This window comes from Leptolyngbya sp. O-77, from assembly GCF_001548395.1.
In the GTDB taxonomy this organism is placed as follows: Bacteria; Cyanobacteriota; Cyanobacteriia; order Elainellales; family Elainellaceae; genus Thermoleptolyngbya.
In genome coordinates, this window is sequence record NZ_AP017367.1 from 4,345,301 (window position 1) to 4,366,927 (window position 21,627).

Genomic DNA, 21,627 nt, shown 5'->3' on the forward strand with positions numbered 1-21,627 from the left:
CTAAGGATGTAACCCAAGTCAGCCATAATTTCAGACGTGTAGCCGTTAAGTACAGCCGTTACGGTTTATGTGGGTTAATGCACAATCATCACGATAGACCACTTTCCAGCAGACGACACCCCTTTCTTTAACCCAGTTTATCCGAGGAGCAAACGTACCTTTTAGCTCCGCCAGAGTCTAACACAGGTGTATTAAAGTCAACTTTTCAGACAGCCGCTCACAAAATTGGGACTGCACCGATAGAATCGTTTCACGGCTTGGAAGGAGACATTGAGGGATAGCAGGTAGCCTATGGCAAGTTTAACAACTGCTCCACTGGTCATCCGTCAGGCGCAGGTCTTGCTGCCCGATGGAGCAATGGCGCTGCGGGATGTGCGTGTCGAGAATGGGGCGATCGCCCAAATTTCTCCAGACATTCCCCCAACGCCGGACGACACCCTCATCGACGCAGCAGGGCTGACATTGTTGCCAGGGGCGATCGATCCACAGGTGCATTTTCGTGAGCCGGGGCTGGAGCATAAGGAAGACCTGTTTACCGCCAGTTGTGCCTGTGCCCAGGGCGGCATCACGTCGTTTCTGGAAATGCCCAACACGCGCCCGCTGACGATTACCCAAGACGCACTGGACGACAAACTGCGCCGCGCTTCAGAGAAGTGTCTGGTCAACTACGGCTTTTTTATCGGCGCAACGCCAGAAAACCTGCCTGACCTGCGGACGGCGAACCCGGTCTGCGGCATCAAGGTATTCATGGGATCGATGCACGGGCCGCTGCTGGTGAACGATGACGAGGCGCTGGAGCGAATTTTCTACCGCGACCTGAGCGACCCAAATTACGAAAATCGGCTGATCGCCGTCCATGCCGAAGACATGGCGAGAATCCTCCAGCGGCGCGAAAAGTATGCTGGGGTGAGCGATCCGGCGATTCATTCCGTGATTCAAGACAACGAGGCGGCGCTGATTGCCACAAAGCGGGCGCTGGCCCTGTCCAAAAAATATCAGCGGCGGCTGCACATTCTGCACCTGTCTACGGGGGAGGAGGCGGAACTGCTGCGGCAAGACAAGCCCGCCTGGGTGACGGCCGAAGTTACGCCCCAGCACTTGCTGCTAAATACCTATGCCTACGAAACCATCGGCACGCTGGCACAGATGAACCCGCCGCTGCGATCGCCCCAGGACAACGCCATTCTCTGGCAAGCGCTGATGGACGGCGTACTGGACTTCATCGCCACCGACCACGCCCCCCACACGCTGGAGGAAAAAGCCCAGACCTATCCCAACACACCCCTCTCTGGGATGCCCGGTGTGGAAACCTCGCTGCCGCTGATGCTGACCCAAGCCGCCAAAGGACGCTGCACCGTCGCCCAGGTCGTGAACTGGATGTCTACCGCTGTCGCCAAAGCCTACAAAATTCCCAACAAAGGGGCGATCGCCCCCGGTTACGATGCCGATCTGGTGCTGGTAGACCTCGAAACTTACCGTCCCGTGCGCCGCGAAACGCTGAAAACCAAATGCGGCTGGAGTCCCTTTGAGGGCTGGGATCTGACGGGCTGGCCCGTAGTCACGATCGTCGGCGGTCAGGTGGTGTTTGACCACGGCACGCTGAATACGGCAGTGCGAGGGCAGGCGCTGCGGTTTGAGTGAGGAAGGAAAAAACGAAAAACGAAGAACGAAAAACGAAAAACGAAAAACGAAAACCCCATTCTTCCCTCTTCGTTCTTCCCTCTTCGTTCTTCCCTCTTCGTTCTTCGCTCTTCCTTCTTCCCTCTTCGTTCTTCGCTCTTCCTTCTTCCCTCTCCCCCTTCTGCTATATCGTGAAAAAGAAATCCGATCGAGCGAACGCTGCATGACTTTATCTGAAATTGGCGTGGCCGTGGTGGGCACGGGGTTTGGGCAAAAGATCCATATCCCCGGCTTCCAGATTCATCATCAAACGAAATTGGTGGCAGTGCAGCACCGCGATCGCCCCAAGGCAGAGGCGATCGCCCAGGCGCACAACATTCCCCACGCCTGCCAGAGTGTAGAAGAAGTCGTTGCGCTGCCAGAGGTGCAGGCAGTCAGCATTACCACACCGCCGTTTTTGCACTATGAGCAGGCGAAAACCGTGCTGAACGCGGGCAAACATTTGCTGCTCGAAAAGCCCACAGCAATGTCGCTGGCAGAGGCAGAGGAACTGCGGGACATAGCACAGGCAAGGGGACTCGTTGCGGCGCTAGATTTTGAGTTCCGCTTTGTGCCCGCCTGGATGCGGCTGGCAGAACTGCTAGCCGAAGGGTTCGTCGGGCAAAAGCGTTTGGTAAAAGTGGACTGGCTGGTGAGCGGTCGCGCTGATGCCAATCGCCCCTGGAACTGGTACGCCCGCAAAGACCAGGGCGGCGGCGCACTGGGGGCGCTCGGTTCCCACACGTTCGACTATTTGCGCTGGCTGTTTGGCCCGGCGACGCGGCTCTGCGGTAGCCTCAGCACCACCATTCCCACCCGTCCTGACCCTGCTACGGGTGAACCAAAACCTGTCGATTCAGACGATACCGGTCGGATCTGGCTAGAACTGGCAGACGGCACGCCCGTGCAAATCACCCTTAGCACCGTCACGTTTCAGGGGCGCGGGCATTGGGTGGAAGTGTATGGCGATCGCGGCACGCTGATTCTCGGCAGCGACCACCAAACCGACTATGTGCATGGCTTTAAGCTCTGGGCAGCGCCGCCGGGCCAGCCGCTCACCGAAGTGGAAATTCCTGAGCGCCTCGCGTTTCCTCAAACCTATCCCGACGGTCGCCTCGCGCCGTTTATTCGGGTGGTGGATAGCTGGGTGCGGGCGATCGCCCAGGAACCCTCCCCCATGCCCACGCTGGCCGATGGGGTCTATTCGCAGCGGCTAATCGACCGCACCCACGAATCCCATCAAAAAGGAGGCTGGGTGAGCCTGTAGCAACTCCTCCCAGCCCCCTGGTTCGTTTGTCTTATTTGTCAAACAAATTTGTCAAACAAAGTCGATTAGCGACGAATCCGCACTTACCGGCTAGTAAAGTTGCTGCGTCCGTGGTCGATGCCTGAGCCAGTCACGCTGCAAAAACTGCGGCTGATTGACGTGCCGCCGCTAGTCTGGATATTGCAAGTGCCAGATGCAGGAACCGTGCGATAGCCCATCTCAGACGAGCGAAACTGGTTGACCTGAAGCTCCACCGCGCCTTCAAAGTTGCTACGCACCGTGCCAATGTATTCGATGCTGAAGCGCCCACTCGTAAGGCTGATAGAACCATCGCGGTTTTGGCGACCAATCACAAGCTGAGCCTCGCCAGATCCGTCATAGCGGGCATTGTCGATCGTGCCCGTGCTGCGAAATACGTCGTTGGTTGGGCTGGGCGAGGGCGAAGGGCGGGGCGGGGGAGCGCTGGCAGACAGGTATTGGGCAAAGACCCAGCCCTCGCCGCCGCGCTCGCCCACTACAAAGGCCCAACTACCCTGGCGGCGGATGATCTCGACGCGATCGCCCTCGCGCAGTACAAAAGTTACGGGGTGGCTCGTGCCCGGGCCCCGACGTACGTTCAGCTCATCAACCGTCACCGTTGCCACCTGAGCCAGTGCAGCAGTTGCCGCAATGACCAGCGCTGAGCAGGCCGCAACACCGCCCGCAATCCAATGTTTCACACGCATATTAATCATTAGTTCCTGTTTTACAGAACACACCAAAGCAAACGCCACTGATTTAATGAAAGAGCAGTAGAATTCACACTAAAAATCCAAACTGTCGTATTGACTCACATACAGTAGAAACATCCTGATGCAAAGCAAATCGACACGTCATTCAATAATCCTAAACGCTTAAACTCTACCAGATTTGCCCAAAGCTGCTCTAAAAACCAGAAAAAATTTTCCTTAAGAGCCGCTGTCGAGTTAGGACTCTAAAAGCGCGATCGCACGAGATTCCATGAAATCTCTGTGACAAATTTTCTAAGTATTTTTCTGATTTTTTGTACTTGACTTTTTGATGCAACCGGGGCAATCAATCTATTGACGATCGCCCATCGAGAATGTCAAAGATAGAACTGTGCGCCTCTATTTTGATCAAGATATTTTTGATCAAGATATTTCGCCTCTCCAAAACAGTCGCACTTTTTTCTCCCCCGGATTTCGCATGTATCTGTCAAAATCTGATTTCAAGCTGGCTCGGTCTTGCCCCACAAAACTTTACTATCGCAAGCTGGGCTATCCTTCGGTGCAAGAAGGCAGCGAGTTTCTAGAACTGCTGGCAGAGGGCGGATACATCGTGGAGGCGATCGCCAAGCTGCTATTTCCCGACGGGGTGCGCGTGCAAACCGAGGCAGACCCAGAAGCCGCAAACGCAGAAACCCTGGCGCTGCTGAATCACGCCGAAAATATTACGCTGTTTGAGGCGACGCTGCTGCACGAGCGGGCACTGGCCCGGACAGACATTTTGCTAAAGCAGGGGCAGCGCCTTGACCTGATCGAAGTCAAAGCGCGATCGTTTGACCAGTCCGAGTATCAGCGGCGCATCGACGAAGGCAAATCCAGCCTGTTTTCGCTGGCGGGGTGGCGCGACACCATTGAAGATGTGGCGTTTCAAACCCATCTGCTGCGATCGCACTTTCCCGATTTCGAGATTCGCGCCTTTTTGATGCTGCCCGACAAAACCAAACCCTCCGCCATCGACCAACTGCATCGCCAATTTCAGGTGCGCCGAGTTCCAATAGACGCGGGCTTTTCGCAGATTCAGGTCGAGTTTTCGGGCGATGTAGCAGCGCTAAAGTCCGCAAACTTCCTGACCCAAATCGACATCACCGCCGAAGTCGAAGCGCTGCTGCCGACGGTTCGCGCGGGCATCCAGCAATACACAGCGCTGCTCTGGCCCAGCTTGCAACGGGCCGAACCCGCATTGTCTATAAGCTGCCGCGACTGCGAATATTGGGTCGAGGATGAAGCTCCACTCAACGGCTTTCGTCACTGCTGGGGCGATCTGGCCGACGTATCGCCGCACCTGCTAGACCTGTATCGCGTCGGCAGCCTGCGCGATCGCGCCAACGAGCTAATTCGGCAAAGAAAAGTCAGCCTGTACGACGTAACGCCAGATCTGCTGGTCAAAAAAGACGGCTCCATGAGCGCCTACAGCGATCGCCAACTGCGCCAGCTCCACCACACCCGCGAAGACACCGAATGGGTGTCTGAGGAACTGGCGGATATTTTGGACAGTTTTGACTATCCGCTGCATTTCATCGATATGGAAACCTGCGCGCCCGCCATTCCCTGCTATAGCGGGATGCGCCCCTACGAAACGATCGCCTTCCAGTGGAGTTGCCACACGCTGACTGCACCGGATGCCAAACCGCAGCACGAGTGCTGGATTTGCACCGAAGACGAGTTCCCCAACTTCGCCTTTGCCGAATCGCTGATGCAGCGCCTCAGCACCACGGGCACCCCCTTCATGTGGAGCAACCACGAAAACACCGTGCTGCGCGAAATTTTGGAACAAATGGGGCGGCGCGGCTACAACAATCCTGCTCTGCGTGGCTGGCTTGGCCACACCGTCAAGCTTAACGGGGGCGATCGCGGCCGCCTGGTCGATCTCTGCCAGCTTACCGAAAAGCACTACCTCCATCCCCAGATGCGCGGCAGCACCTCTATTAAAGTCGTGCTAGAAGCTGTCTGGCGCACCAATCCAGCCCTGCGCGATCGCTTTCCAGAATATGTCTGCTATGACGAAACCGGCCGCCTGCTCAGTCCCTACAAAGCACTACCCACTCAGTTGATTAACGGAGGGGCGATCGCCGTCACCGAAGGCACCGCCGCCGTCCGCGCCTATCGCGCGATGGTTCACCACACCGAAGGCATCTGCGACCCCGCCACCCGCGACCAGTGGAAAGACCTGCTGCTGCAATATTGCCAGCTTGACACCGCCGCGATGGTGATGATCTGGTGGCATTGGGTGGGGCTGTTGGGAGGGAGAGAAAGAGGGGGGTGAGGGAAGAGGGAAGAGGGAAGAACGAAGAGGGAAGAACGAGGAGGGAAGAGGGAAGAACGAAGAGGGAAGAATGGGGTTTTCGTTCTTCGTTTTTCGTTTTTCGTTTTTTCTACAGCACCCGCAGTACGCTAGGAATCTCCGCCACGCCGGGAAACCCGCGAATCTCCTCCAGGGCTTTGCGGAAGTTGCCCTCGCGCACGTCGTGGGTGACAACGACAATTTCCGCCAAATCGTCCTGAAAGCCAATTTGCACCACGGATTCCAGGCTGACCTCGTGATTGCCAAAGCAGGTGCCCAGCCGCCCAATCACACCGGGCATATCGCGGGTGAGGAAGCGGGCGTAGAAGCGGCTGACGACTTCATCCATCGGGCTAATGGTGCAGTAATGCTGGTGAATGCAGGCCAGCAGTGGGTGCAGTTCGGCGGCAGAATGGGGCGACGTTTCGCCTGAAGTTTTCAAAGAGGTTTTCAAAATCGCCACAATGTTTTGGATATCCGACACGACGGCGCTGGCGGTGGGCCCAGACCCCGCACCGCGACCAAACAGCATCACCTGCCCCACCGGATCGCCCTCAAATAAGATGGCGTTGTAGACATCGTTGACGCTGGCGAGGGGATGGCTCTTGGGCAACAGCGTTGGGTGGACACGCACTTGCAGATGGTCGGTCGCGTCGTCGGGGGCGCTGGGTTCTCGCAGGGCCGTGGCCAGCAGCTTGATTACAAACCCCAGGCGATCGGCATAGGCGATGTCGGCGGCGCTGATGCTGCGGATGCCTTCGCAGTAGACTTCGGGCAGCTTAATGCGGCCGCCAAAGGCAAGGGATGCGAGGATGGCGATTTTGTCGGCGGCATCAAGGCCGTCTACGTCGGCGGTGGGATCGGCTTCGGCGTAGCCCAGGCGTTGCGCGTCCGCCAGCACCGCGTCAAAGTCTGCGCCTTCGCGGGCCATGCGCGTCAAGATGTAGTTGGTCGTGCCGTTGACGATGCCCATGACGCGGTGGATGCGGTTGACGCTGAGGGATTGTTTCAATGGCTGGATGACCGGAATGCCGCCCGCCACAGCCGCCTCGATCATCACGTACACCCCGGCAGCGCTGGCTGCATCAAAGATCTCGTCGCTGTAGCGGGCGATGACGGCTTTGTTGGCGGTGACGACGTGCTTGCCGTGGGCGATCGCCTTTAGAATGAGCGATCGCGCTGGCTCTAGCCCGCCAATTACCTCCACCACAATGTCGATCTCTGGATCGGTGACGATAGTTTCTAGATCAGTCGTCAGCAGGTCGGCGGGCAGATCCACCGGGCGCGGCTTGTCGAGCGATCGCACGCCCACCTTATAAATCTCAATTTCCTGCACCAGCGGATGGCGCAGCTCCGGATGTTGCAAAATCTCCGCAGTACCTGCACCGACCGTTCCCAAGCCCAACAGCCCAATCTTGAATGCCACAGCTCTCGACCCGTGAAAATCGTCTTCCCCCCAATTGTAGGAGGGAATGTCTGCACGAGTGAGGGCAGTTTCCCAGGCAGGCGCTTTCCTACAGACTCTTCTCTTGCTGTGGACTTAGGCTGCTAGATTTGCATTCTCTCGATGTTGTTTTTACGCAGCTACCCGTTGACAAATCGAGATTACATGTATATACATATTTTATGAATTAGATTTCACCTTCTTCCAGTTCGCAGACCAATTCAGGCTTAGATCATTCAAGCGTGCCTTCAAACGTGCCTTCAAACGTGCCTTCAAACTTCAACGACTCAAACCTGGATTTCAGTGAACTCAGCCAAGTGCCGAATGTCTGCATGGGAATGCACATTCGTCGGGCATCGCGCATTTTGACGCAGATTTATGATGCTGCGCTGCGGCCAGTCGGTCTGGTACTCAATCAATTTACGCTGCTCGTTGCCATTCACCTGGCGGGGGCCAGATCGATCACTCAACTAGCAGCAGATTTGTTTGCCGATCAAACAACCCTGACTCGCAATGTCAAGCTGTTAGAAAAGCGGGGATTGGTGGCGATCGCCCCCAGCCCCGATCGACGAGTCAAGCTAGTCTCTCTGACCGCAGAGGGAAGAGCCATCCTGGCGCAGGCAATGCCATTGTGGAAGCAGGCTCAAGCCGAAGTCATGCAGCAGTTTGAACCGCAAAACTGGCAAATGTTGCTCTCGCTTTTGTCTGATGTTCAGCACATTGGATAAGCTCATACTCCCTAAAGCATGTATATACATACAACTGATTTTATCGTTTCAGTTCTAGTAATTCTTGTCGTTTCAATTCCAGTTATTTAGGAGGCAAAATGCCCAGCTTCGATCAGCATCCAACTGTGGTTCGGTGGCGTGAAAAAATGAATGCCCAACTGCCAGATCAGCCTGTTTTGCTGAATGCCGATGTGTTGCGATCGCTCTGTCTAGATGCAGGAGCCGATGATGTCGGATTTGTAGAAATTGATCGCCCGGCGATCGCCGATCAGCGTGCAGAAATCCTAGCGGCTTTCCCACCGACCAAAATGCTTATTAGCTTTGTTTGTCGCATGAATCGAGAAAACATTCGCACGCCCGTTCGCTCGGCAGCCAATATGGAATTTCATGCCAATTATGACCACGCCAATGAAGTGGCGCGACGCATTGTTAAAGCGCTAGAGCCAATCGGCATACGCGGCTTGGTTCCGGGGGCAAGCTTCCCGATGGAAATGGACAAATTCCCTGGCAAAGTTTGGGTCGTGTCTCACAAGCCCGTGGCGATCGCCGCAGGTCTGGGGCATATGGGCATTCATCGACTGGTGATTCATCCCAAGTTTGGTAATTTCATTGCTTTGGGCACTATTCTGCTGGATGCCAACGTGAATGAGTATACCTATCCCATTGACTATAACCCTTGTCTAGAGTGCAAACTTTGCGTATCAGCTTGCCCGGTGGGGGCGATTGGGGCAGATGGTCATTTCAACTTTTCTGCCTGCTATACCCACAACTACCGTGAGTTTATGAGCGGCTTTACGGACTGGGTGCAGACCATTGCAGACAGCAAAAATGCCAAAGATTACCGTCAAAAGGTAAACGATTCAGAATCGGCTTCAATGTGGCAAAGTTTGTCGTTTAAGGCCAGCTATAAAGCAGCTTATTGCATGGCGGCGTGTCCGGCTGGTGAAGATGTAATTGGCCCGTTTCTCAGCAATCGAAAAGCCTATGTGCAGGAGGTGGTCAAACCTCTGCAAGACAAGGTTGAAACAATCTACGTCGTGCCTGGTTCTGATGCCGAACGCTACGTGCCCAGGCGATTTCCAAACAAGAAAATTAAGCGCATTAGCAGCGGAATTCGTCCTGCATCAATTCGGGGGTTTTTGTTTGGACTGTCGCTTTTGTTTCAACGCGATCGCGCTGAAGGGTTAAACGCAACCTACCACTTCACGTTTACTGGTGCAGAACCTAGTCAAGCCACTGTCATTATTCAAAATAAGACTGTACAGGTACAGCCGGGTCTGGTAGGCAATGCCAATCTTTCAGTCGTTGCTGATAGCAAAACCTGGCTCCGATTCATTGCAAAAGAGCAAAATCTCATTTGGGCGCTGCTGCTCCGAAAAATTCGCATCCAGGGTTCGCCCCGGCTGCTCCAGGCATTCGGTCGATGTTTTCCGGCGTAAGCGCTAGGTTTTGTGAGGCCCTGACAGGAGGCTTCAGGGCGATCGCCAAAAGTCTCGATGCACCGCTACGATTTCATCCTCCAGCGCATCGAACGGCCCCCAAACGCGAATCGGCTTTTGTCCAGCAGCAAACACCTGGCGACAGGGCAGGCTCAGCGTCGGGTTTTGCGCGTCGCTGCCCGTCAGCACCAGCAGGCTGGTTTCGGCAATGCCATAGACCAAGCGCCCAATGTTGCCCCAATACTGGGTTCCCGCGCACATGACGCAGGGTTCGGCGGTGGTGTAAAGCGTGCAGTTCCACAGATACTCCGGGCTGAAATTAGTGCTGGCAACCTGCACCAGCACCGACTCGGCGTGGTTTACTGGGTTGACGTTGCCCTGCTCCAGCAGCACCGTTTCGTGATCCGGCGCGACCAGAATTGCACCAAAGGGATGATGCCCAAAGCTCCTGGCACGAATGGCGATCGCATTTGCCCGCCGCAGGTGATGCAGCATTTGCGCTGGCGTAGGGTCTGGATAGTCGAAGGTGTAAGGCATTTCAAATCCAGCTTCAGTAGACTTTAATTTAAGGCAAAGCGCGATCGCCCCTCTAGCATCACGAATGGCATTGGCGAAGCCTTGCAAAGCAATATCGCTCCTTATACAAAACTGGCATCGGTGTGTGGGCTGAAAGTAATCCTCTACGAATGCTGCTTGACGAGGATTCGCAGGCAAAGTATCTGGTCAATCTTCTTCAGGCAGCCGAGCATGACGTAGTTACGGTGAATGCAGTTACGGTGAATGCAGCAGATTTGACGAATCGCCCCGATTCAGTTGTGCTGGACAGGCACTCAAAAAAACTTGCGGCAAAGCTGGCGATCGCCCTGCTCTAAGTTTGGATAGGTTCTAAAGTAATCCCGAAGCCAAGTGCAGCCGTAGCGCATTAAGTCTAGACCCAGCAGAGAATCCATTTTCCAGATAATGGCTACCCGGTCTTCTCCACCCGAGGTCACCGTTTTGCCATCGGGGCTAAAGGCAATCGAGCGCACCCCCGAACTGTGTCCTTGCAGCTTCAGCAAGCGACCAGTCGCTCGATTCCACAGGATCACGGTGTTGTCCATGTTGCCGACCGCCACTTGCTGACTGTCTGGACTAACGGCCACTCGCGATAGTCCTAGCCCATCCATCTCAACCGTTTCTAGTAAATCTCCAGCGCGACTCCATCGCCTAATCTTGCGATCGCGCCCCGTAGACACCAGCCAATTTCCGTCCGGGCTAAATGCGACCCCCCATACGGCTCCCTCGTGGTCTGCCAGAGTTAATTGTGGTTCAGGGGAGAGTCGTCCATCCGGCTCCAAACCCCAAACTTTAACCGTGCGGTCAATCGCTGCGGTCGCCACCTGCTGACCGTCGGGGCTAAAGGCGACGCTCCAAATCCGCGATGCTGGATGCGCCAGGATCGACTGGTGTGCCTGAAACGAACCGCTTGTCTGGCGCGTCCAGAGCCGCAGGCTGCCGTCATCTCCGACGGAGGCAATGAACCGGCCATCCGGGCTATACTGCACGCTCATAATCGCAGCCGTATGGCCTGAGAGTTGGGTCGTGGTGCGGCTTTGTAGGTCAAGTAAGTAAAGATTGGTATTTGCACTGCCCAGAGCCAGGGTTTTGCCATCCGGGGCAAATGCGCCAGCATTCAGCCGCTCTGGCAACTCGAATTGATCGACCAATGTCCCATCCAATTGCCAGAGGCGAACCTGCACTCCGGCGATGGTTGCTAATAACAGCGGCTCTCCAGGTGCTTGAGGCTTATAGGCAACTTGACTCACAACTTCTGGTAGCCCAACAAGGGGAACCGAAAAGGACGACTGTCTCCATAACTTGACCTGTCCATCTTCTGATGCGGAAGCAAGGGTTTGATTATCAGCCGCGATCGCCACACTCCGAACGACGGCCCGATGTCCTTGAAACGTTCTCAGCAGGGTTCCGTTGCTCCGCCAGAGCTTGACTGTGCGATCGGCGCTGGCAGAGGCGAGGGTTTTGCCATCGGCGCTAAAGCGAACTTGCAAAACTTCGGCACTGTGACCTTCCAAGGTTTTAGAGAGGCGACCGGCACGACTCCAAAGCTGGATTTGACTATCCCCACTGCCCGTGGCAATGAGTTGTCCATTCGGGCTGTAGGCAACGCTCCACACAGGCGTATCGCTGACCCGGATAGACCGAATCAACGTGCCATCCACTGTCCAGAAAGTCAGTTTTCCGTCGGTGCTGCCCGACACAATTTGCTGCCCATCGGGGCTAAACACGGCCTGCCAGATGGCCGCATCGTAGCCCGTCAGTGTGCGAATTAGAGTGCCGTCGGCAACGCGCCAGAGCTTCAGCGTGCGATCGCCACTCGCAGATACTAAAAGGCGACTATCCGGGCTAAACGAAACGTTCCACACCGGGGCAGTGTGCCCTTTCAGCGTTAAGCCAACGGAGCCATCCAGCGTCCACAGTTGAACTGCGCCGTCCACATTGGCCGCCGCCACCAACTGGCTGTTGGGGCTAATGCTAACGCCGTGGGGCGTGGCGCTGGTAGACAGGGTGCGAACCAGGGTTCCGTCGGGCTTCCAGAGCTTGACCGTGCGATCGGTGCCGCCGGACGCAATCCACTCCCCATCGGCACTCTGATCCAACCCCAAGACCCCGCCCTGATGGCCGACTAGCCGATTCGTTTCATCAGCGCCCTGAACCGCCTGTGTCAAAACCTCGTTGGTTTTCTCATCTAAGCTTTGGCGCAGGGTCGGGTCGAGCAATGGGAGCGCGTAAAACCTCTGACGCGCCTGTATTGCCTGGAGCAGTGCATCCAGCCGCTGGTTTGAGGCATAGCTGCCACTGGATGCAGCCGCGATCGCCCGCACCTCGCTCACTGCCGACCGCTGATAGGCACTGAGCGCTGCCAAGCTAGACATCACCGCAGCGCCCAGCGCTATACTCATGCCCACCAACAGCCGCCGCTGCCTGCGAGAACTCTGACGCTCTAGCTCTAGCCGTGCTTCCACTTCTTGCAGCCGCTCGGCTTCGAGCTGCTGCTGCATGATGCGCCGATCTAGCCCCTGACTCGCCGCCAAAAACTGATAATCCAGATTGCTCAAGCCTTTGCCCTGGGCCCACTCCACTGCCGCGTGCAGCGCCTGCCCCCGCAGCAGCCGCGATTCGTCCTGAAAGCCAGAATCCACCCAGGCATTGAGCGATTGGGCGTAGGGGCGCAACCGATCAAGCTGCGTATTCACCCAGGCTTCGTCAAACACGGCTCTGTAAATGCGGTTTTTGACGCGCAGAATGCCGTTGCACTTTTCGACTAGCCCAGAGAGTAGGAGTTGGGTTTGTTCGGGAGAATCGGGTAGATTTTGGATTTTAGGTTTTGGATTTTTGGGGATGGCCGGTTCGCGGGGCGTTTCTGCAACAGGCGAGGGCGATGGAATAGTCGTATCGGCAGTTTCTTGCTGCAAGATTTGCTGGTAGAGGCCCAAGAGGCGGCTGGCACATTGCTCGTTAAACAGGAGGCGATCGCGGATAGTTTTCAAATGCTCCGGCTCGTCTTGCGATTCCCAGTGCTGGAGGATGCGCGATCGCACCAGCTCATCGATCCACAAAGGCTCGGTGCCCGGTGGCAGCACGAGCTTGCCCAATGGAGCCTCTAACGCAGCTTGCATCACCAGATGACAGAGCTTTTGAGTCAGAAAAGGTTGTCCGTTGGTCCAGTCGAGAATCGCCCGCACCACCGCCGATGGCTGGCTGACGATGCCCCTCAGCCCATCAATCAGCGGATCAACTTCGTCTGGCTGAAACCCAAATAGCTCGATCGCCGTGCCGATATTGAACGGGGTGCGGCGCTTGTCGTCGATCAGGTCAGAGGGGGTGGCCACGCCAAACAGCGCGAAGCTCAACTGCTGAAACAGCGGATTGGGCGATCGCTGGTTATAGCAATGCCGAATCCAGGCAAAGAAATCGCTCACGCCAAAGGGTAGGCTCAGCAGGCTGTCGATTTCGTCAATCAAAACCACAATGGACTGCTGCCCCGACCGAGCTGCTAGAACATCTTCTACAAACTGATGCAACTGCTGCACGGGCGACAGGTCGGCGTGGTCATCGCGCCACTGCTTCAAGCTAAGCTGCCCATCCAGACCTAAGCCGTGGTGCAGGATCGTGATAATGCCGCGATACCACTGGAGCGGTGTCAGGTTTTCGCTGCCCAGTTGCGTAATGTCGAGATAGATGCAGAGATAGCCCGCTTTTTGAAGACGGGCGCTCGTGCGCTGGAGCAGCGACGACTTGCCCATCTGCCGCGAATTCAGCACATAGCAAAACTCACCCCGACACAGCGCCTGATAAAGGTGTTCGTCGGCCTGGCGCACTACATAGGTCGGGTCGCTGGCACGGAGGCTGCCACCAACTTGATATCTCATGGCAAGGGCGACTCAGACAAAAACTGCTGCCGGAAATATTGGTGATAAAGCTGACAGCGCGACAGCACGCGATTTCCGCTGAGATCGCTTCGCGAATCGCCCTCGTAGCAAAGCAGCCCCCGACTTTCCAAACGATAGGCTTGGATTGGGTCAAGCCGCACGTTCTGGCACTGATCTGCCAGCACAACGGCGCGGAGCGCTGCCAGCATCTCCGGATGCTGCTGAAGGATCACCCAATGCCGCCATAAATGCGGACGAAAAATGCCACCCGTGGCGATCGCCCCCTGCACCAACTGCGGTAGCGTCAGCCCGTAAGTACAAATGTGATACAGCGCCACTCGCACCAGCGCCGGATGGCCGCCAATCAGGTCAATCAGTTGCTCTACCTCGTCCATGCCCCAGGGCAAGCCGTGCAGCTGTGCCAGATCCAGCACCTGCACCGCCGTAAACTCCGGCAGCCGCAGCGGTAGCCCGATATTAAAGGGCGATCGGTTGATATCCAGCGTCACGTATTCTTCGGTGGAATAGACCACCACCAGACGTAGTTTTTGCAGCTCTGGGTCACGGCGTGACTCCTCATACCAGGAGCGCAGCAGCGGAAAAAAGTCTTGGGCAAAGGCAGTATGTTCAAAAAAGCGATCAATTTCGTTCAGCACCAGCACCAGGGGCGTGTCGATCTGCTTGAGCAAGTAGGTCTTCAGATAAAAGCTACAGCTCAGCTTACTGCCAATGTCTGCATCCCAATAGTCATCTAGATTGGGCGGAACCCGCAGCGCCTGCGCCAGCCGCAGACAAAAACTCCGCAAAAACTTGTTGAGATCGTCCAACAGCGCCGAGTCAAACTGGTTGCAATCCAGCGTCACCGTGCGATAGCCCTGCGCCTCCGCCACCGTCAGCAGGCGCAGGGTCAGCGAGGTCTTGCCCATGCCACGCGGCGCACGGATGCGGATGACGCAACCCGGCTGGGAAATTTCCCTGATAGGCTAGGGCCTCGATGGGGCGGGCGATCAATGTAAAACGGCGAATCGAGTGGCACGGGCCCATCAGGATAGGGCAGCGCTCCTGACGGCAGCGGGTTTTGAGCCGTTGTCGGGATCTATTTCGAGGGCTGCTGACTGTGGGCAGAACTTGGCGACCTGGGCGCTGTCTCAGGAGGTTGTTCGGTTTCGGCTCCGGGCAATTGGGTAGCGCTAAGGCTATCTGGCTCGTTCACAGGGGCTTCAGGTTCCGCCAAATCGCCGACGACAACATAATCGCCAGGCTGCAAATCTAAATTAAAGCTACTAAAGCAGAGGTGCAGAGTCTTCCGATCGAGTCCGGAGTTGAGAGACCACAGACGGCTTAGGGTTTTGGTAGAAACTCGAATTCGATCGCCCAACTCTTCTAAGGTGAAACGATCGCCATTGTTTTCCGCGATTTCTACAGCGGCGATCGCCGCTTGCAACCGCTTCAGCCCTGCGTGGGTCAGCACCACTCCTCTCGCCGTCGTTCATTTTCGGCTGCTTTACTGTACCTGATTTTGATGTACCTGATATCGTCGCCTGATTCGCGTCTGTCGTCGCCATAGCCTCCTTCATTTCGCCAGTTCCGGTGACCGCCGCGCGGAGAGAATACTCTGCCTCGCCCTACCACAGATATCTCTAGATGTCTTCTCTAGATGTCTTCTCTAGATGTCTTTAGATATCTCTAGATATCTATCGTCTAGAGTCAGGTTTGATGCAGGCGATCGCCCGCTTAATTAATACCTCAGACTAGCCTCCGGGTTGCCCAGCCCTAACACCCGTTCATATTGTTTGTCATATTACCTGCAAACCTTCTGTAAAACCTTAGAGAACTCTCCGATAAGTATCTTAACTGTCTATCTTAACTGTCCTAGGGCGTGTCATCAATTAAGCCAAATAAGGGCAGCCGCCATGTAAATTGCACTCAGAAACGTCTCGGCTAACTTGTCATAGCGTGTCGCAATCGCTCGATACTGCTTGAGTTTGGCAAAGAAGTTCTCAATCAGATGCCGCGCTTTGTATAGCTCCTTGTCGTAATCACGCGGTGTCTTGCGGTTTCGCTTGGGCGGAATCACAGCCGTCTTGCCCTGTTGTTGGAGTCGCTCAATCACCCGTTGGTCTGCGTCATATCCTTTGTCAGCCAGGACTGTATCAGCTTGAATATTCTCTAGCAGCACATCAGCCCCATCAAGGTCACAGGTCTGCCCGGGTGTGAGGTGAAAGCCTGTCGGATTGCCCAGTGCATCGACAGTCGCATGAATCTTGGTGCTCAATCCCCCTTTACTACGACCAATGGCTTGGGCATTGGCATCCCCCCCTTTGCCCCAGCACTATGCTGATGAGCACGCACAATCGTGGTGTCGATCATGGCGTATTCGTTGTCTGCATCTTCAGACAGCACCTGAAACACCCGTTGCCATACGCCCGTCTTTGCCCAGCGCCGAAAGCGGGTGTGAACCTTGCGAAAATGACCAAACCGCTCTGGCAAGTCTCGCCAGGGAATGCCGGCTCGATATCGATATAGCACTGCCTCGACAAACAGACGATTATCCTTTGCTGTGACTCCTACCGCCCCCGCTCGTCCAGGGAGCAAATCTTGGAGCCGTTCCCATTGGTCATCGCGCAGGGCGTAGCGTCGGGTTGTCATAATCGTCAGATAGCTGAATCACTGCTGATTACAGCTTATCTAATTGATGACACTCCCTAGTAAAACATCTCCCCCAGCAACAAAAATCCACCCACAAAATTCAACCCTTATAGCAACTAGTGTCTCTAGTGTCTGTAGTCTTAGGTGCTATTTCAGACAAAGTATCGATTTTCTCCTGCTTTCCCTGAGTTGGGCATTCGGTCACCTCTAGGCAAGTCTCAATCCTATGTCTACAGGAATCTAGATCTCTCCGTACAGGCAACATAACCGTGAGTAAATTTGCAACTTTCTCATGGCATGGGCTGCATTTTGGACTTTCTTTTGTAAACATCCATGCCTGCTTAGGTATCCCCTCTAAATTATGGGTATCCTGGTTTTTAGTGAAAACTTCCAAGATATCGCTTTATTCAGGCTATTTTGACTGCTTTTCAAATTTTAGCAGTTTCGTCAACCCTCCAACGGATGATTCTTCCTTGGCAAACTTGTTGCTTTTGCATCTTTGTTGATAGTTGACTTGACTCGTTGTGTAAGCGCTTTCTTCCTGGCTGCTTTCTGCCTGTGGTGAGATCAGTGCGTTTCTTGTGGTGCGTTTCTTGCTAGTTCACGGTTTAGTAGAAAAATGTTCAACCTCTTGAGTGGTCTTCTGTCGTCTGAGCAGTATATACCTCACGGGCATTGCTATCTTTGGCAGACACCGCTGGTCAGCTTGCATGTGGTCAGCGATGCCTTCGTGGCGATCGCCTATTTTTCCATTCCGGCGATCCTGATTTACTTTGTTCGCAAGCGCGAAGACCTGCCTTTCTCCAAGGTGTTTGTCCTGTTCAGCGCGTTTATCGTGCTGTGTGGCATTGGGCACCTGCTTGATATTTGGACGCTGTGGCATCCTGACTATTGGTTTTCTGGGCTGGAGCGGGCGCTCACAGCGCTGGTGTCTTGCTATACGGCGCTCCAGCTTGTGGAGCTGGTGCCACAGTTTTTAGCGCTCAAAAGCCCTGAGCAGCTAGAGCAGCTAAACCTCCAGCTTGCCCAAGAAATCGAACAGCGCAAACAGGCAGAGTCTTTGCTAGAAGCCCGCGTGCAGGAGCGCACCAGCGAACTGCTGAAAACCAACGAGGCGATGCGCCAAGAAATCGAAGAGCGCACCCTTGCCGAACGCAAGCTAAAGCAGTCGATTAATCGAGAACAGGCGATCGCCCGTATTGTGCAGCGGATGCGCCAGAGCCTCAGCCTGAGTCACATTTTTGAAACCACCACCCAAGAACTACGCCAGGCCCTAGCGTGCGATCGCACGCTGATCTATCGGTTTAACCTAGACTGGAGCGGCGCAGTCGTCGCAGAGTCAGTCGCTGATGGCTGGAGCAAAATTGTCGTGTCGCCAGAACCCGCTTCTCAAAACTCGTCCCAATTCTCTCAGCTACGAGCCGCAGAAGCTAAGCCTGCCGGGACTGACAGACTGATTGACCAGGCAGGTTGCACGGTCAAAAAGTTTGACGGCACTGAAACCTTGATCCAGGACACCTACTTGCAAAATACAGAAGGCGGTATCTATCGGCAAAAGACAGGCGCCTACTGCTGCGTTCCCGACATCTATACGGCTGGCTTTTCTTCCTGCTATATCAATGTTCTAGAAGCCTTGCAGGCTCGCGCTTATACCACCGTTCCTATTTTTTGCCGCGATCAGCTTTGGGGGCTACTCGCCGCCTATCAAAACAACGCTCCCCGCCAATGGGAAGACGACGAAGTGCAGATGATTCTGCAAGTTGGTAGCCAACTGGGGGTTGCCGTGCAGCAGGCAGAACTGCTCGCCCAAACTCAGACCCAGGCAGAGGACTTGCAGCGGGCAAAAGACCAGGCCGACGCTGCAAACCGAGCCAAAAGCGAGTTTTTGGCCAACATGAGTCACGAGCTACGCACCCCGCTGAATGCCATTCTGGGTCTGAGCCAACTGCTCAGCCTAGATCACAGTCTTCATCAGGACTATCGAAATGACTTGGATACCATTCAAGCCAGCGGGGAACACCTGCTCCAGCTGATCAACGACGTGCTGGAGATGTCGAAGATTGAGTCAGGACGACTCACCGTTCAAGAGAGCGTGGTGAATTTCCACGATTTGCTCGACGGTTTGCACAGTATGATGCAAGTCCGAGCGGCTGAAAGGGGGCTGCGGCTGGTGTTTGAGCTAGATGCGGATCTGCCAGTGGCGATCGCCACCGATGAAGGCAAGCTCCGCCAGGTTCTCATCAACCTACTGGGCAATGCGATTAAATTCACAGAAGAAGGTAGCGTAACGCTACGGGTTCATACAGGCCTGTATTCTAGCGATTTGACTGCCTCGGATCTGCTGACGTTCTACCGTTCCCCGGCCGACTCCTACGTAGATTCCATCAATTCAAAGGCTCACTCAGCCGCCCACTCTGAAGCAGGGGTGAAGCTCGCAGCACGACCCGCATCCAACTCCACAGCCCCCCCCTCACCGTCAGATGCCGAATCCGGCGGCGCTGCTGCTCAAAAATACACACCTATGTATCTGGTGTTTGAAGTAGAAGACACAGGCTATGGCATCGCTGAGGACGAGCTAGGCCAGCTCTTCAAGCCCTTCAAGCAGACTCGCAGCGGCATGAACGCCTCTGAAGGAACCGGTCTGGGGCTGACCATCAGCCGCAAGTATGTGCAGATAATGGGCGGCGACATCACGGCTTACAGCAAACTGGGGCAAGGCAGCGTGTTTACCTTCTGTATCCAGGCAGACGCGGTAGATGAATCCCTCTGCACCTCCGAAGCAGCAGAACCGAAGGGACGGGTTTTGGGGCTGGCGACGGATCAGCCCACTTGCCGTCTGCTGGTGGTAGAAGATCATCCGGTGAATCGAGATTTGTTGATCCGCTTGCTTAGTATTCATGGATTTGAGGTGCAGCAGGCGACCAATGGGCAAGAGGCGATCGCCCTCTGGAAAGCCTGGCGGCCCCACCTCATCCTGATGGATATGCGAATGCCCGTGATGAACGGCTACGAGGCAACGCGGCAGATTCGCCAGGAAGAAGAGAAACTGTTAGACACTGACCCCACCGCCAGCCGCACCTGCATCATTGCCCTCACGGCCAGCGCCTTTCGAGAGCAGCGCCAGGAAATCCTGAATATGGGCTGTGACGACTTCATCAGCAAGCCCTTTAAGCGAGAGCAAATTTTTGAGGCGATCGCCCGCCATCTCTCTGTGCGCTATGTCTACGACGAGGTTCCGTCAGAATTTGCAGCGGGTAGCGCCAGCACCACCCTCCCCATGCAGCTAGAGCCAGAGCAGTTTCAGTCGATTTCCGTTTCCTGGATTGCCAATCTCCATCAGGCCGCTCTTCAGGGGAACGATCTGCGGATTTTAGACCTGCTGGGCGAACTTTCTTCCGATCAAGCCGAACTGCATCAAACCTTGTCTCACCTGGCCCAAGAATTCCAATTCGACAAAATTCTGGCGGCGACTCAGCCGCTTCTTCCCAATGCCGAATCCTAATCCCCTGATGGCTGAGACGGCTCAGCACACCAGTATGCCAGACGCTATACCCGACTCCACCCTAGACCCGTCGTTCATCTCAGCGTCGGAGCAACCACTGGACTCGCCCCAGCCCGATCTGTTGATCGTGGACGACGTCCCTGACAACATCCGCTTTTTGTCAAAATTTCTGATGGCGCAGGGCTACGAAGTCCGCAAAGCCACCAGTGGGGCAATGGCACTGCGGGCGATCGCCGCCTTGCTGCCAGATCTAATCTTGCTCGATGTCAACATGGGCGAGATGAGCGGCTATGAACTTTGCACCCGGCTCAAGACCGATCCGGCAACCCAGCACATCCCGATTATTTTTCTCAGTGCAGGCAGCGATGCCCTCGATAAGGTTCGGGCTTTCCAGGCTGGTGGTTCGGACTACATTACCAAGCCCTTCCAGCTGGAAGAAGTGCTGGTGCGGATTCAGACTCAACTCATGTTGCGATCGCTCCAGGAATCCCAAAAAATTCAAAACCAAAAGCTGCGGCAAACCCTGGAAGACCTCAAACGGGCGCAGGCAACCCTGATCCAGCAGGAAAAAATGTCCACCCTGAAAAAAGTTGTGGCTGGCGTTGCCCATGAAGTCAACAATCCGCTGAACTTTATTTCTGGCAACGTCGAACCGGCCCGCCAATACGTGCAAACTATCCTGGAATTTGCCCGACTCTATCAGCAACACTACCCAGATCCACCTGCTGCCATCCGCGACTTCCAGACCGAAATAGATCTAGATTTCGTCATTAACGACCTAAACAATATCTTGCAGTCGATGAAAACAGGTGCAGCCCGCATCAAAACCGTCGTGTCGGCCCTGCGTAGCTTCACGCATCTGGACGAAGCAGGCCTCAAGCGCATCAGCCTGCAAGATACGGTCGAAACGGTCTTAACCCTCCTCCGCTATCGTCTGGAAAACCGCTCCACAGACACGACCATTCAGATTCGCAAAAACTATCAGCCGATTCCCTTGGTAAACTGCTATGCCGAGCAAATCAGTCAGGCAGTTTTTAATCTATTGGTCAATGCGGTCGATGCTGTCGAAGCAAAACTAGACCTTCTGGAGAAACATCCCTCAGAGGTTCCCTACACGCCAGAGGTCGTGATCACAATTCAACAAGAGTCGGAGCGGCGCGTCCTGCTTCAGATTCAAGACAACGGCATCGGTCTTTCCCAGGAAAAGCAGAGCCGTTTGTTTGAACCATTTTTTAGCACCAAGCCTGCGGGGAAAGGGCTGGGACTGGGGCTAGTGACGACTCGCCGCATTATCGAGGAGCAACACTACGGGCGACTCACCTATGCCTTCGAGGATCATTGCACTACATTTTCAATTTCCATGCCCATTAGCGATCTCGCGCTCTCTCCTGTCTCTCGCCCTTAGAATAGGCACACTGTCTTAGAGAGAGCAACTTCAGGGTACCT

General features: G+C 55.2%; 15 protein-coding genes. 8 read left to right on the forward strand and 7 right to left on the reverse strand.

Annotation, left to right across the window (positions count from 1 at the left end; genetic code table 11):
* Positions 1 to 291: 291 nt before the first annotated feature.
* Both O77CONTIG1_RS18385 and O77CONTIG1_RS18390 read left to right on the forward strand, forming a co-directional pair.
* Complete coding sequence (locus tag O77CONTIG1_RS18385; protein WP_068513556.1) at positions 292 to 1,641, forward strand: dihydroorotase; 1,350 nt, start codon at positions 292 to 294, stop codon at positions 1,639 to 1,641.
* A gap of 202 nt (positions 1,642 to 1,843) precedes the next feature.
* A complete protein-coding gene (locus O77CONTIG1_RS18390) occupies positions 1,844 to 2,926 on the forward strand; it encodes a Gfo/Idh/MocA family protein (RefSeq protein ID WP_068513560.1) in 1,083 nt (360 codons plus the stop codon).
* Between the two features lie 83 nt (positions 2,927 to 3,009).
* On the opposite strand, the gene O77CONTIG1_RS18395 is transcribed toward O77CONTIG1_RS18390, so the two are convergent.
* The gene (locus O77CONTIG1_RS18395; protein WP_172799723.1) at positions 3,010 to 3,651 is read right to left on the reverse strand and encodes an SH3 domain-containing protein; all 642 of its coding nucleotides are present in this window, start codon (positions 3,649 to 3,651) and stop codon (positions 3,010 to 3,012) included.
* Positions 3,652 to 4,132: 481 nt separating this feature from the next.
* On the opposite strand from O77CONTIG1_RS18395, the gene O77CONTIG1_RS18400 reads away from it, so the two are divergent.
* Positions 4,133 to 5,974: a DUF2779 domain-containing protein gene (locus tag O77CONTIG1_RS18400; protein ID WP_156435455.1), complete on the forward strand. Its 1,842-nt coding sequence runs from the start codon at positions 4,133 to 4,135 to the stop codon at positions 5,972 to 5,974.
* Positions 5,975 to 6,083: 109 nt separating this feature from the next.
* Here the strand turns inward: O77CONTIG1_RS18400 and O77CONTIG1_RS18405 are convergent, their stop codons facing one another.
* Complete coding sequence (locus tag O77CONTIG1_RS18405) at positions 6,084 to 7,418, reverse strand: homoserine dehydrogenase (protein WP_068513570.1); 1,335 nt, start codon at positions 7,416 to 7,418, stop codon at positions 6,084 to 6,086.
* Between the two features lie 284 nt (positions 7,419 to 7,702).
* Here O77CONTIG1_RS18405 and O77CONTIG1_RS18410 point away from each other — a divergent pair, with 284 nt between their 5' ends.
* On the forward strand, positions 7,703 to 8,164 hold the full coding sequence (locus tag O77CONTIG1_RS18410; RefSeq protein ID WP_286132395.1) for a MarR family winged helix-turn-helix transcriptional regulator: 462 nt from the start codon (positions 7,703 to 7,705) through the stop codon (positions 8,162 to 8,164).
* A gap of 98 nt (positions 8,165 to 8,262) precedes the next feature.
* Positions 8,263 to 9,603, forward strand: a complete 1,341-nt coding sequence (locus O77CONTIG1_RS18415) for an SCP2 sterol-binding domain-containing protein (protein WP_068513576.1) — start codon at positions 8,263 to 8,265, stop codon at positions 9,601 to 9,603.
* 33 nt (positions 9,604 to 9,636) lie between these two features.
* On the opposite strand, the gene O77CONTIG1_RS18420 is transcribed toward O77CONTIG1_RS18415, so the two are convergent.
* Positions 9,637 to 10,227 (reverse strand): nucleoside deaminase, encoded by a 591-nt coding sequence (locus tag O77CONTIG1_RS18420; RefSeq protein ID WP_286132396.1) that lies wholly within the window; start codon positions 10,225 to 10,227, stop codon positions 9,637 to 9,639.
* Positions 10,228 to 10,289: 62 nt separating this feature from the next.
* Here O77CONTIG1_RS18420 and O77CONTIG1_RS23790 point away from each other — a divergent pair, with 62 nt between their 5' ends.
* The gene (locus tag O77CONTIG1_RS23790; protein ID WP_084782826.1) at positions 10,290 to 10,475 is read left to right on the forward strand and encodes a hypothetical protein; all 186 of its coding nucleotides are present in this window, start codon (positions 10,290 to 10,292) and stop codon (positions 10,473 to 10,475) included.
* On the opposite strand, the gene O77CONTIG1_RS18425 is transcribed toward O77CONTIG1_RS23790, so the two are convergent.
* From O77CONTIG1_RS18425 to O77CONTIG1_RS23795, 4 genes are all read right to left on the reverse strand, one after another.
* The gene (locus tag O77CONTIG1_RS18425; protein ID WP_068513582.1) at positions 10,434 to 14,030 is read right to left on the reverse strand and encodes an AAA-like domain-containing protein; all 3,597 of its coding nucleotides are present in this window, start codon (positions 14,028 to 14,030) and stop codon (positions 10,434 to 10,436) included. The two genes, O77CONTIG1_RS23790 and O77CONTIG1_RS18425, sit on opposite strands and share 42 nt — an antisense overlap.
* The gene (locus O77CONTIG1_RS18430) at positions 14,027 to 14,956 is read right to left on the reverse strand and encodes an AAA-like domain-containing protein (protein WP_286132397.1); all 930 of its coding nucleotides are present in this window, start codon (positions 14,954 to 14,956) and stop codon (positions 14,027 to 14,029) included. The genes O77CONTIG1_RS18425 and O77CONTIG1_RS18430 overlap by 4 nt, the downstream gene beginning before the upstream one ends.
* A gap of 170 nt (positions 14,957 to 15,126) precedes the next feature.
* Positions 15,127 to 15,501, reverse strand: coding sequence for a hypothetical protein (locus O77CONTIG1_RS25705; RefSeq protein ID WP_197673233.1), 375 nt, complete (start codon positions 15,499 to 15,501; stop codon positions 15,127 to 15,129).
* A 414-nt stretch (positions 15,502 to 15,915) separates the two neighbouring features.
* A protein-coding gene (locus O77CONTIG1_RS23795; RefSeq protein WP_410503465.1) for an IS5 family transposase occupies positions 15,916 to 16,679 on the reverse strand; the annotation gives its coding sequence in 2 pieces (ribosomal slippage) (positions 15,916 to 16,349 and positions 16,349 to 16,679; 765 coding nt in all).
* Positions 16,680 to 17,310: 631 nt separating this feature from the next.
* Here O77CONTIG1_RS23795 and O77CONTIG1_RS18445 point away from each other — a divergent pair.
* Positions 17,311 to 20,181 carry a response regulator gene (locus O77CONTIG1_RS18445; protein ID WP_197673234.1) on the forward strand — a complete coding sequence of 957 codons (2,871 nt, stop codon included), beginning with the start codon at positions 17,311 to 17,313 and terminating at the stop codon, positions 20,179 to 20,181.
* The gene (locus tag O77CONTIG1_RS18450; RefSeq protein WP_197673235.1) at positions 20,168 to 21,586 is read left to right on the forward strand and encodes a response regulator; all 1,419 of its coding nucleotides are present in this window, start codon (positions 20,168 to 20,170) and stop codon (positions 21,584 to 21,586) included. Before O77CONTIG1_RS18445 ends, O77CONTIG1_RS18450 begins: the two co-directional genes overlap by 14 nt.
* Positions 21,587 to 21,627: the final 41 nt, after the last annotated feature.